Origin of the sequence: Nostoc sp., assembly GCF_036919815.1 — a bacterium.
Lineage (GTDB): Bacteria > Cyanobacteriota > Cyanobacteriia > Cyanobacteriales > Nostocaceae > Nostoc.
This window is the reverse complement of record NZ_JBALCE010000004.1, coordinates 43,590-56,091: the sequence shown is the minus strand read 5'-3', so window position 1 is coordinate 56,091 and position 12,502 is coordinate 43,590. Positions and strand designations below refer to the sequence as shown.

At 42.9% G+C, this 12,502-nt stretch carries 8 protein-coding genes; 3 read left to right on the top strand and 5 right to left on the bottom strand.

Annotated elements, in window-relative coordinates; all coding sequences use genetic code 11:
- Positions 1–373: 373 nt before the first annotated feature.
- The 5 genes from V7K15_RS00710 to V7K15_RS00690 form a co-directional block, all read right to left on the bottom strand.
- Positions 374–1,753 (bottom strand): HlyD family secretion protein, encoded by a 1,380-nt coding sequence (locus V7K15_RS00710; protein ID WP_334902104.1) that lies wholly within the window; start codon positions 1,751–1,753, stop codon positions 374–376.
- Between the two features lie 41 nt (positions 1,754–1,794).
- Positions 1,795–4,014, bottom strand: a complete 2,220-nt coding sequence (locus V7K15_RS00705; RefSeq protein ID WP_334902102.1) for a peptidase domain-containing ABC transporter — start codon at positions 4,012–4,014, stop codon at positions 1,795–1,797.
- A gap of 381 nt (positions 4,015–4,395) precedes the next feature.
- Entirely contained in the window at positions 4,396–4,728 is a 333-nt protein-coding gene (locus tag V7K15_RS00700; RefSeq protein ID WP_334902101.1) for a hypothetical protein, read from the bottom strand.
- A 574-nt stretch (positions 4,729–5,302) separates the two neighbouring features.
- Complete coding sequence (locus V7K15_RS00695) at positions 5,303–5,638, bottom strand: hypothetical protein (protein WP_334902099.1); 336 nt, start codon at positions 5,636–5,638, stop codon at positions 5,303–5,305.
- A 183-nt stretch (positions 5,639–5,821) separates the two neighbouring features.
- The gene (locus V7K15_RS00690; RefSeq protein WP_334902097.1) at positions 5,822–9,268 is read right to left on the bottom strand and encodes a two-partner secretion domain-containing protein; all 3,447 of its coding nucleotides are present in this window, start codon (positions 9,266–9,268) and stop codon (positions 5,822–5,824) included.
- A gap of 261 nt (positions 9,269–9,529) precedes the next feature.
- On the opposite strand from V7K15_RS00690, the gene V7K15_RS00685 reads away from it, so the two are divergent.
- The 3 genes from V7K15_RS00685 to V7K15_RS00675 are packed head-to-tail and all read left to right on the top strand — an operon-like array spanning position 9,530 to position 12,396.
- On the top strand, positions 9,530–10,198 hold the full coding sequence (locus V7K15_RS00685) for a response regulator transcription factor (protein WP_334902096.1): 669 nt from the start codon (positions 9,530–9,532) through the stop codon (positions 10,196–10,198).
- Positions 10,198–12,195 (top strand): sensor histidine kinase, encoded by a 1,998-nt coding sequence (locus V7K15_RS00680; RefSeq protein ID WP_334902094.1) that lies wholly within the window; start codon positions 10,198–10,200, stop codon positions 12,193–12,195. The genes V7K15_RS00685 and V7K15_RS00680 overlap by 1 nt, the downstream gene beginning before the upstream one ends.
- A gap of 15 nt (positions 12,196–12,210) precedes the next feature.
- A complete protein-coding gene (locus tag V7K15_RS00675; protein WP_334902092.1) occupies positions 12,211–12,396 on the top strand; it encodes a hypothetical protein in 186 nt (61 codons plus the stop codon).
- The last annotated feature ends 106 nt before the right edge of the window (positions 12,397–12,502 follow it).

The following is a 12,502-nucleotide window of genomic DNA, read 5'->3' as shown; positions in this document are numbered from 1 at the left end:
CTCCTCAAAAGTGGGTTAATGCTGTCCCAGTTACTTTGTTGGAGTTAGTGTACCCATTTCGAGACTTTACTAACAAAAAGATCCCCGACTTCTTAAAGAAGTCGGGGATCTGAACGTCTCAGTGGAGAGCAAATCAAATAGGATTACTATATCCCTTATACATCAATAGAGTTCAGTTAAAGATTTCTTCCTTTTCTTCCTTTTCTTCCTTCTCTACGAGACGCTACGCGAATGCGTTCTTCTCTTCTCTACGAGAGGCTGCGCCAACGAGACGCTGCGCGAATGCGTCCTTCTCTACGAGACGCTGCGCGAATGCGGTTCGTTAAAAAAATTGAATTTGACAAAGAGTTAAGCCTTAACCCAAGGATATTCCTTATACATCTACAATTAGCCTTGCTTTTCTCAAAAAGAATTGGAGTACAGTTTCTTGTTTAGAAATAATATCAGCTCTGCCTTCCATTCCCATTTGAATAGAACATTGTTTGTTTCCTCGACCTAAAGATAGGCTTTGAGGTTCAATTGTTACCTCATAGAAGGCAGCACCTTTGGGAGTAGTTGTAGTTGTAGTTGTACCTGTAGCAGCATCATTATTCGCTGATGGAAAAAATGCATCTGGAGAAATTGATTTAACTTTACCTTGAAGAGTACCGTAATCTGGATAAGGACAAGCAGAAACTCGCATTTGCACATTTTGTCCTGGCTTCAACTTGCTTTTATCCTCAGTTCCTACCACTGCCTTAATCACCAAGGGGGCAGAAGTAGGAACAATTTGGGCGATTTCTTCTCCAGGGCGCAATGTTTGTCCGGGATTACGTAGGTTTAGCTTGGAAATAATACCGTCTGCTGTTGCAGAAATGATCGTCTCCTTAAGTTCGATATTCGCTTGTTTAAGTTCGCGGTCATCATGCTCGAACTGTTTTTGCGTTTCAATCCGTTGCTGAATCAGGGCGTTGCGTTCTTTGTCTAATGTGGCGATGCTAGCTTGTCCCGTAGCTTTTTCTTGAGCAATGCGTTCTTGAGCGATCGCAATTTCTGCTGGAGTTGGATTCAGGGCAGCTTGGAGGCTTTGCAATTTGGCTTTGGCAGCCTCAAGTACTTGTTCTTGCTGGCGAACAGCTAGTTGTGCTTCCTCAAATTGATCTAGTGACAAAGCTCCAACTTTGGCTACGCTCTCATATCGGTTTCGCTTTGTCTCGGCTGCTGTTAAGCCAGCAGTTGCTGCTCTCACGTTTGCAGAGGCTTCTTGGACATCACTAACAGTAGTAATTCGCTTGTCTCGATAGTCCCGCTTACGACTGCTCAATTCAGCTTCAGCCCCTGCAACTGCACGGTTACTGCTGTCAGTTTGGGCTACAATTTGGTTATTAAGAGCATGAATCTGAGCGTTGATTTGCACCAGTTGTAATTTTGTTTGCCCAATGCTACTTTCTAGTTGGCTCTTTTTGGTTTTCAGGCGGGAGTCGTCAATAGATGCGATCGCATCTCCTGTTTTAACAATCTGATTCTCTTTCACAAAAATCCGCATAACTGGGCCTTCTGTCGCAGCCTGAACCAGCCGCAACTCACCAGCCGGACGCAGACTTGCCTGTGCTTGAACGGTGGTTTTGTATTGAGTTACAGAGGCGACGGCAACTGCTATTGTCACAGCAACCAATGTGATCGCGCCACCAATAGTAGTCCAACTCCCAAGTGGTGGCAAAAAATCGTTTTCTTCAGCTTGGGGAAGTACGACAGAATTAGACTGACTAACCATAACAAGTACCTAAACAGAATTAATTACGAATTACGAATTAGTTAAGTGATGCTGACATATTTGCCATTAGCAGGAGAGCCGGAAGATTTCACTAATAAACTAGGAGTTGATGGCCCCAGGTTCTCTAGGAAGTCCAAGTGATTACCAGCAATTTGGCGCAATTCTTCTGGAGAACCTTGAATTTGCAAACGTCCTTTCTCTAGTAATACAATCCAATCGGCTCGCCCAATGACTCTGGGACGGTGACTAATTAAAATTGTGGTTTTGCCTTGGCGATGGGTAAGCAATCGATCTAGTACTTCAACTTCACTGGCGGGATCGAGAGCGCCAGTAGATTCATCTAAAATCAGTATTGGCGGGTTAGTAATTATTGCTCTGGCGATCGCTAATCTCTGTCGTTGTCCACCAGAAAGATTAGCTCCAAATTCTCCTAAGACGGTATGATACTTGTCAGGTAATTCGCTAATAAATTCATCAGCTCCTGCAATCTGGCAAGCTATAACAATTTCTTCAAAAGTCAGGTCAGGATAGCTGAAGTGGAAGTTATCAAAAATTGAGCGACTCCAAAAGTGCGGGTCTTGCGGGACTAAAACTACCTGCTGTCGCAGACATTCTAAAGATAAGTCTTGTTTGTTATAGATGCCATAACGGATATTGCCTGACTGGAGGGAATATAAACCAGCCATTAGTTTGGCTAGAGTACTTTTACCACAACCAGATTTACCAATTAAAGCAATCACTTTACCACCAGGGATAGTCAACGTAAAATCTTGCAAGAGGTCAACTCTACCAGCATGGTGGAAGTTAACTTTAGTACAGATAATGTTTGCATCAGTAGAAATTTCTGCCCAAGGCTTTTTCTCTTCATTCGACTCTTCTGGGGTAGCGTCAATCACTTCTGCCATCCGTTGGATAACAATTTGGGCAGTAATAAACTCATCGGCTAACCCGATTACTGAAGTTAAGAAACCGAGAAAGTTGCCACTCATGCCGTTAAAGGCTAGTAGCTGACCAATAGATAATGTGTGATTAATTACTAAATAGCTGCCTAACCAGAGTAAACCTATATTAGTTAAACTTGAAAGAATATGAGTGAATGTGCTGCTATATAGTTCCAACTTCATCGTACTCCAACCCAAGTTAGCCAGGCGACCATAATTGGTTTGATATTCTTGCCAAGCTTGGGGAGTTGCTTGTGTCGTTTTGAGTACTTGGACGCCACGAAAGGTTTCCACCAAAAAGCCTTGGTTTTCAGTGCCTAAAACGATAAGTTTACGGGTTTTCTGGCGCAAGGCGGGTAGGAAAAGCAGATTAACTAAGGTGACGATCACAAAGGCCAATACTGAAGCCAGAGTCAGTTGCCAACTCAAAAAGAGCATAAAGCCCAAGGAAACTACAGCAATAAAAAATTCGCTAGGTAAACCAAGAACAATCTGCGAAACTAACTCATTGATCGCATGAATATCGGCAATTCGGCTGACGACTTCCCCACTACGATGTCCTTCAAAGTAAGATAAGGGCAAGTGTAAAAGTTTTCGACCGTAGTCTAGCAGCAGTCCTAATTGCAACCGTTGACCGAAATGACCGATCAGGTGAGACTGTACCAAACCAATCGCACTTTTAAACAAGTTCATGGCAATTACCCCAATTGCCACGGTAGTTAATAGTTGAGTATCTCCCCGCACTAGCACATCATCGGTGAGGAGTTGCATCATCAAAGGATAGGCCAGAGACAAAAGTCCGATTACAATATTAATTGCGATCGCCTGACCCAAAAGGAAGCGATAGGGCCAAACACGCACCAGATAGCGCCCAAAGCCAGTCATTTTGTCATTCGACTGCTCATAAAAACGCGTGTCGTCTGGCACCAATAGCAGCATAATCCCATTGCTCCAACCCTCAACTAATTCCTGACGGCTGAGGTAGCGGATACCAAAACCAGGATCACAAATTACATATTTATTTCCCTTTTGTCCGTATAAAACTACCCAGTGGTAGCCTTTCCAATGTATAATTGCGGGCAGTGGAGTTTTATTTAAACTGTCGATCAATTGAGGAGAAGCTTTGACTTGGCGGACATTAAATCCTAAAGCTTCTGCACCTCGATTCAAACCAAGCAGGGTAGTACCTCGCGATCCCGTGCCTACCGCTTCTCGTACCCGGCTCACAGTCAAAGTGCGTCCGTAATGTTTGGCAACAGTTGCAAGGCAAGCAGCGCCACAATCTTCTTCACTATGTTGGAGAACAACCTGATATTTCATAAAAAATCCGGGGATTACTTGGTTAGTCCCTGTGCAACTTGATTGTCATGCTGTTCGCGTACTCCTACGCTCAATCAAGCTATGGGTATTACACATAGGAGTAAAAATTAATTCTGCGTTGCTCGAAATCCTTGGTAGGGACAATACCCTGCGGTCAGCTAAAGCTACATGAATTGTCCCTACGTCATTTTCTTTTCCTTTATCTATTACAGTTTATTTGTGTTATCTTCAATAAAATGAAAAAGTAGGAGCGAATACGACCTCGCCCCTACAAACTGCCAGAAAAGGATGTTACTCAGCTAAAACCTTATGTGAGAGCATTCTTTTCTATTTTAGGTTTTTCAGGATTATAGTCTGCGGTATAAAATAGAACCAACCTGATTACGCAGGTAGTACAGACTCGAAGTTGTTGTTAGCGTTACCGCCTAAGTTACCTTGGCTGTTTCCTTTTAGATAGTATCTTTGACCTGTGTAATTCTTACCAGTGTACGCATACCAACCTTTGTAACCCGTTACTTTGTACCAGGATACTTTATTGTTATAGCCTCCTAAACTGGTATATCCTTTTCCGAGACCTATCTCACTTCCTGAACCATTATATCCGGTCGAAATGTATAATGCACCACCACTAACAGTAGCAGCGTCTTCTTGGTCAAGGTCTTGCACCAATTCGATGCTGTAAAGGTCTTGGGTTTGGTTGTTGATGTTAGACATTGTTTTTCTCCTTAGTTAATTGAAGTAGGTTAGTAAGTTGAATCTGTGCGGCGATCGCGTTTTAGGTGTTCGCCTTCACTGCACCCTTTTACAATAGATAAATTTAATTAGACGCGCATCGTCAAGTTAGGAAATTGACTTTCCAATTTTGGAAAGTTAATTTCCGAAGATAACTAAAACTTCCAGGACTTACGCACTCAGATCCCCCAACCCCTTAAAAAGCTTTAGAAATTCCCCCCTTTTTAAGGCTACGATGTACACACAAGTCATCGAATTACTCAAAAAAAACCTCACCCTGTCCTATGGGACATCCCTTTCCTTAATAAGGAGAGGGACAGGTTCTGCATAGCAAAACCAGGGTGAGGTTTTGATTTGTGGGTTGTAGAGTTTCAAGCTTCAGTGCGTAAGTCGTAACTTCTTAGGAACCTGAGCAGGTAGGCAGTTGTGACCAAAAACCGTCTCACTCCTACAAGCTGCGAGAAAAGGATGTTACTCAGCTAAAAGCAAAGGTGAGAGCATTCTTTTCTGTTTTAGGTCTTTCAGGATTCTAGTCGCGGTATGAAATAGAACCGAGCTAAGCTACAGGACTGATAGACTCAATGTTGTTGTTAGAAAAGCGTAAGTTACCTTTTGTGCCTGCTTTTAGAAGGAATCTTTCACCTGTGAAATTCTTACCACTCCAGGCGAACCAACTTCTGTTACCCTTTACATCGTACCAAGTTGCTTTATTGTTAAAGCTGCCTAAACTGTTATAGCTGCGTGTGAGATTATTTAAGCGTTTGCCTTTACCATTACGTAAGTCCGAAAGGTCTAAAGAACCACCACTAACAGTAGCAGCGTTTTCATGGTCAAGGTCTTGCACCAATTCGATGCTGTAAAGGTCTTGGGTTTGGTTGTTGATGTTAGACATTGTTTTTGTCCTAAGTTAATTGAGGGAGTTTAATAAGTTGAATCTGTGCGGCGATCGCGTTTTAGGTGTTCGCCTTCACTGAACTCCTTTACAATAGATAAATTTGATCAGACGCACATCATCAAGTTAGGAAATTGACTTTCCAATTTTGGAAAACCAATTTCCGAAGATAACTAAAACTTCTTAAGAACCCGAACAGGTAGGCAGTTGTGGCCAAAAACTGTGAGGAGGGACAGTAGATGCAGAGGCAGTGAGAATCACCTCACCATTAGCTGTGTACATCCATCCCTGAGCTTCAATCAGTGGCGCAGATTTAACGGAATGGTAAGGTTTGCTGCTAGTAGTAGGGTTTTCGGGGTCGAGAGCGTTTTCTTGTGACGTTGAGATACTTGCGCTCTGGACAGTTGGAATCTGATAAGTTGGATAGGGTGCAATTGAGGGGTCATCTGGCATCACTGGCAAACCTCCGTTCCCCGTGATGATGAATTTCCCTTCTGGTCGTTTACTCCCTGCAATGCAACTATTGGCAATCAACTGTGAAGTATCGATGATGTTTGTGGGCAGAGCAGTTAAGCCTTGACTAGGGTTAACATCAGGCGTGTTGAGTTGCACTACGCCATTGAACTCAGAACCACGAGCAGAAGTAGCTGTAATCTCACTTAATGGCGTGGGTTGTAAACGAAACTTGATGCCAAAGATGCCAGAAGCATTGACAATTACTCGACCACCAAAGCTATTTTCAGCATTAGCACTGATGTCGCTATTTTCTTTTGGAACAGCGACTAGGTTATGGGTATCAATCGTAATATTGCCACCAGTGGCATTACCCATAGCGTTGGTAGTAATGCTACTACCTCGGCGTAGGAGCAACAAGTCCTGCGATCGCAAATTAATATTTCCTTGTCCTCCATTTGTGTCAGCACTGATTGTTGCTTGGTTGTCAAGATCGATAGAGTTAGCTTCAACTATTAATGAGCCTGCAATTCCTGACCCTTGACTGCTGACCGTTATTTTAGCCCTATCCCTCAAAGACAGCATCCTGGTTGTAATATTAATATCGCCCCCCTTGCCTACGCCTGTCAATTCCACAGTACTGAGTAATTGACTGCGGCTTCCATTGTTGCCCGATCCTTCCAAGGAAACTTTATCGTGGGCAAATATATTCACATCGCCTGCATTTCCTTTCCCTTGGGTTGTGACATTCAATACAGCGCCATTTTTCAGATAAAGTGACCCAGTGGTAATATTGATGCTGGCACCGTTGCCCACCCCGTCTGGGAACACATTGCTGAATGCTCCAGTAGCGATATTACCAAGTCCTTTATCAAAGACAACGGTATCGTGGGCATCGATATCTACCCTACCTGCATCCCCCTTTCCACCATAGTTGGTAGCAACCAACTCACCACCATTGGTAACAGAGAGTGACCCAGTTGTGATCTTGATATTGCCTCCCTGACCTTCGGCTCCTCTCTGCACTCCGCTGACTACCGTGGTGACATTTGTGCCATTGGCACTTACCCCATCCAAGGAAACTGTATCGCGGGCAAATATATTCACATTGCCTGCATTTCCTTTTCCTTGGGTTGTGACATTCAATACAGCGCCATTTTTCAGATAAAGTGACCCAGTGGTAATATTGATATTGCCTCCCTGACCTTCGGCTCCTCTGTGCACTCCGCTGAGTACCGTGGTGACATTTGTGCCATTGGCACTTACCCCATCCAAGGAAATTGTATCGTCGGCAAATATATTCACATTGCCTGCATTTCCTTTTCCTTGGGTTGTGGCATTCAATACAGCGCCATTTTTCAGATAAAGTGACCCAGTGGTAATATTGATGCTGGCACCGTTGCCCACCCCGTCTGGGAACACATTGCTGAATGCTCCAGTAGCGATATTACCAAGTCCTTTATCAAAGACAACGGTATCGTGGGCATCGATATCTACCCTACCTGCATCCCCCTTTCCACCATAGTTGGTAGCAACCAACTCACCACCATTGGTAACAGAGAGTGACCCAGTTGTGATCTTGATATTGCCTCCCTGACCTTCGGCTCCTCTCTGCACTCCGCTGACTACCGTGGTGACATTTGTGCCATTGGCACTTATCCCATCCAAGGAAACTGTATCGTCGGCAAATATATTTACATTGCCTGCATTTCCTTTTCCTTGGGTTGTGACATTCAATACAGCGCCATTTTTCAGATAAAGTGACCCAGTGGTAATATTGATGCTGGTACCGTTGCCCACCCCGTCTGGGAACACATTGCTGAATGCTCCAGTCGGGATATTACCAAGTCCTTGATCAAAGACAACGGTATCGCGGGCATCGATATCTACCCTACCTGCATCACCCTTTCCACCATAGTTGGTAGCAACCAGCTCACCACCATTGGTAACAGAGAGTAACCGAGTTGTAATGTTGATGTTGCCACCTTTGCCCTCGGCTGTTCGTCGTAGAGCGCTGGATGCTGCACTGGGTCTATTGAAGCTAGTCGCCCCATCAAAGGAAACGGTATCACGGGCAACTATGTTTATACTGCCAGCATTCCCTAGTCCAGAGGTTTGGGTATTCAGTAGACCGCCATTTCTGGCATAAAGCGATCCGGTCGTTATATTGATGTCGCCACTGTTACCCACAGCTGTTGATTGCACCGTATTAGAGATACTACTTCCATTCAGGTTTATTGTCTCTGTTGCATTAATTTCAATATCTCCCGCCTGTGAGTCAACAGAACCCAGCCCTGATGGTATCCCTGACTGTAGCTGTGTATTTTCTCCAGTCATATCCAAGGAATGGGCATTGATCGCAATACTACCCCCACCACCGAGTACATTGACATCAGTGCCATTGCCCAGAGATACATCAGCTCGTTCAACGCCATTAGGAAAACTTAAACCAAGGTATGAGCCATTAATACTCATACTAACTGTACCAGTGTCTGCCATACCTCCCAACTCCACATTTCCACCCGAAGCTAGGAGTTGACCACCATTAAGCTGCACATTACCGCCTACAAGTGCTAAGGTGTGACGCGGATTAACTTTTAAATTAGAACCTTGTAGCTGAATATTTCCTGGATTCGTCCCAAATTGTAAGCCAATGGGTACATTGATAGTCAGCAAAGGTGGGGTTTGAGAATTTACAGCACTGAATTTAATCCCATCACTAAAATTAAGACTATTAGCTGTAGTTGCAATAAAAGAACCGCCAATATTCAGGGAGGCATTGGAGTTAAAGATAATTCCATTCGGATTGATTAAAAATAAATTTGCAGTGCCATTTGCCCGAATCAACCCATCAATATTTGAGGCTGAGTTACCTGTAACGCGAGTGAAGATATTTTGAATCTGCGTCGTATTATTAAAATATGCCTCCCCGCCTGTAGGTACAGAAAACTCGCTAAAACTGTGGAATAGATTGCTACCCCGAACTGTTCCACCTTCAATCTTGCAAGCTGTGCATCCTGGCGCGACGCTGGAATTTACCTCAAGTCTATTATCAGGAATAATTTGGGCGTAGATGGGGCTAGTCATGAGAAAAGCACAGCATCCCGTTATAGTTATCGCCCCAGAACCAAATAGCAGCGATTCCCAGCTTTGATAACCCCTTAATTTAGCTTTCACAAGATTTATAGACTCCTCACAACCAGTAATCATACTATGTCATCAAGTTTCATAAATTGTCATATTCCTTAACTAAGGTGCTAATTTTCCAATTTTGGAAAACTAAATTCCTGAATCTGCAACACGCAGTCAGTTGATTATTCGTATCCTAGTCTTTAACGATAAGTTTTACTTAAATGGCAAGTTAATTTCTGTCCATAAAAAGTTAGACCTCCGATAGTTTTGGTAGGTTTAATAAATACATTAAAAAGTAAACCAGTTATGAACCGAGATTCAAAGCAAACTTTGCAAAAATTTTTAGTTGTTGACGACCACGAAGCTATTCTTCAAGGTACAATTCCAGCGCTCAAAGAGAAATATCCAGAAGCGGAAATCTTCGCAGCTCAGGATGCCCAAACTGCGTATCAGCTATTTGAACGCCACCACCCAGACTTGCTAATTGTAGATTTATGTCTGCCAGGAAAGCCTCAAGCTCCAGCTCAGGTTGAAGTTGGTATGCAACTGAGCAAAACTTTGATGGAAAGCCCTCTTGCCCCTAACTTAGTGGTGTTAAGTACCAATATCAAACCCTTAGTACGTCTCAAACCGATAATTAATGCTTATGAGGGTGGCTTTGCAGCTATGGATAAGTCTTTGCCGATCCGCGAAATGTTGAAGTTAGTTGACTTGGCATTGCGCGGCTCTATTTATTTATCTTCAGAACTGCGATCGCGCCCAGAATTTGACCGAAAATGGATCGAGGTACTGACGCTGAAATATCAAGAAGGCTTGACAGATAAAGCGATCGCTCAAAAAATGCTAGTAAGCGATCGCACTGTCAGAAATTACTGGATTAGACTGCAAGATTCTCTGTGTGTCTACGACGAACCCGGTAAAGAATTAAGAATTCAAATTGAAATCGCAGCTAGAAAAATCGGATTAATTAATTGATGAAGTTTGCGTTTACTATCAAAGGCAATTTTTGGAAAAAAGTTTATAGACAACTGCAACCCTGGCGAGAAGTAGTGCTGCCAGGACTCTCAATAATCCTGTTTATTGTGCTAGTTCGCTCAATAGGATTATTGCAATCGCAAGAGTGGCTTGTATTCGATCAATTGCTGCGAATGCGGCCTAATGAAGCTACCGATCCACGGGTGGTAATTATAGGCATTGATGAAGAGGATATTAACTATTTAGGAAGCTATCCCATACCGGATAAAGACATTGCTAAAATGCTGAGGATTCTACATACTTACAAACCTAGAGTCATCGGTCTGGATATTTTTAAGGATAAAGATAGTAATTCCGAGCGTGCAGACTTCGGACTTGCCTTGAGAGAAAATCCAAATATCATTGGAGTTGAAGTTTCATTAAATCAGAAGCGAACTTTTAATGTTAAGCCACCACCTGAATTACCTCCCGAACGAGTCGGCTTTGCAGATGTAATAGTTGACCCTGATGGCAAGCTACGCCGAAGCTTGATGGCAAGCAAGACTTACACAGGAAAACTTAAATACTCCTTACCTCTGCGTTTAGCACAATTCTATTTGCGCGAACAAGGAATTGTATTTGCTCATGGCAGTCATTCTTACGATCCGATCCGGTTTGGTTCGAGTCGGCTAGTTCGCTTTCTCCCCAATTCTGGCGGATATGTGGGAAGTGATGCTAATGGCTTTCAGATATTATTAAACTTTCGCTCTGATCCTGAACCTTTTCGGATCTTATCTTTGAGAGATGTTCTCACTAAAAAATTTGATCCCAATTGGATTAGCGATCGCGTCGTGATTGTGGGGATGACAGCCTCCAGTATTAAAGATAGATTTATCACTTCAGCAGTCAAACGTACATTTTATACTAAAGATTTAGGATTTGAAAATTCTGCTAATCAGTATCAATGGATTTATGGTGTAGAGATTCATGCCCATGCCACCAGCCAAATTATTAGTAATGTTTTAGACAGACGACCACTGTTAAAAGTGTGGCCAAAATTTTGGGAATATTTATGGATTTTAGCTTGGGGTTTACTTGGGATAATTCTGGGTTTAATCCTGAAATCTCCTGTAAAAACACTGTTGAGCCTGGGGTTAACTAGCATCGGACTTGTGGGAATTTGTTATATTCTCCTAGTTGTGGGTTGGTGGATTCCTTTAGTACCAACCTTGTTAGCTTTAGCAAGTGCCGGACTGACAACATCTTTTTTCGACCAAGATTTAAGAACATTACTCGAACAACGCAGTCTAACTCTCAAGCGCTGTTTTGAGACAATCCATAATGGACCTCTGCAAACTCTGGCTGTAATTTTAAGGAGTCTTGGCGAAGAAGAGATAGAAACACAGAACTTGCGATCGCAACTTGAACAAGTGAATCGGGAGTTACGAAGTATCCCTGATTATCTCAGTCAAGAAATGCTTAGTCGTCATAACAGTCTCTATTTGGAGGGGAATGAGATTCTCGATCTGCAAACTCCAATTGCTGAGTTACTTTATCATATTTACGACAGTACCTTAAGAAGAAACTTTCAAGGATTTGAAACAATCCAAAGTTTTATTCCTCCTAATTTTGAGCCACTAGAAGATTGCTATTTAAATACAGATCAAAAGCGAAGCCTGTATCTATTTTTGGAAGAAGCTTTATGTAATGTCGGCAAACATTCGCAAGGAGCTACCCGTCTTGATGTTATTTGTATGCGATCGGCGAAGGAGTTTTGTCTGCAAATAATTGATAATGGATCGGGAATTATATCTAAATCTAGCTATCAAAGTGGTGGACGAGGAACAGACCAAGCTCAAGATTTAGCCCGAAAATTGAGAGGTAAGTTTCGACGATTTCCTCACTCTCCACAAGGCATTGTCTGTGAGTTGACTTGGCCTGTAGCAAGTAATTGGCGACAACGATTTTTGTATCCAGGCAATTGGAAATTTTTCTTTGACCGCACTGATGTAACTTAAGGTGATACCAATGCATTGGCATTGCAGGTTGATGCCTTGGCATTGCAGATTGATGCCTTGGCATTGCAGGTCGATGCATTGGCATTGCAGGTCGATGCATTGGCATTGCAGGTTGATGCGTTGGCATTGCAGGTCGATGCATTCTACTTAAACCGCAAAAAAACACTAATTACCAGGATTAATTATTTTTCCCTATGCTGAGAGCGCTTATAGGTTCGTTCAACAGTCAATTTTTGAGAAATCAGAGAGGATTTGCTGGTATTCTTTACTAACTTGCTCTACTTCATAAGTCGATACAAGGGTCTCA

Coding starts and splice junctions, on each gene's coding strand:
- V7K15_RS00705 (WP_334902102.1), bottom strand. CDS start 4,014: ATGAAATATCAGGTTGTTCTCCAACATAGTGAAGAAGATTGTGGCGCT.
- V7K15_RS00685 (WP_334902096.1), top strand. CDS start 9,530: ATGAACCGAGATTCAAAGCAAACTTTGCAAAAATTTTTAGTTGTTGAC.
- V7K15_RS00700 (WP_334902101.1), bottom strand. CDS start 4,728: ATGTCTAACATCAACAACCAAACCCAAGACCTTTACAGCATCGAATTG.
- V7K15_RS00695 (WP_334902099.1), bottom strand. CDS start 5,638: ATGTCTAACATCAACAACCAAACCCAAGACCTTTACAGCATCGAATTG.
- V7K15_RS00680 (WP_334902094.1), top strand. CDS start 10,198: ATGAAGTTTGCGTTTACTATCAAAGGCAATTTTTGGAAAAAAGTTTAT.
- V7K15_RS00710 (WP_334902104.1), bottom strand. CDS start 1,753: ATGGTTAGTCAGTCTAATTCTGTCGTACTTCCCCAAGCTGAAGAAAAC.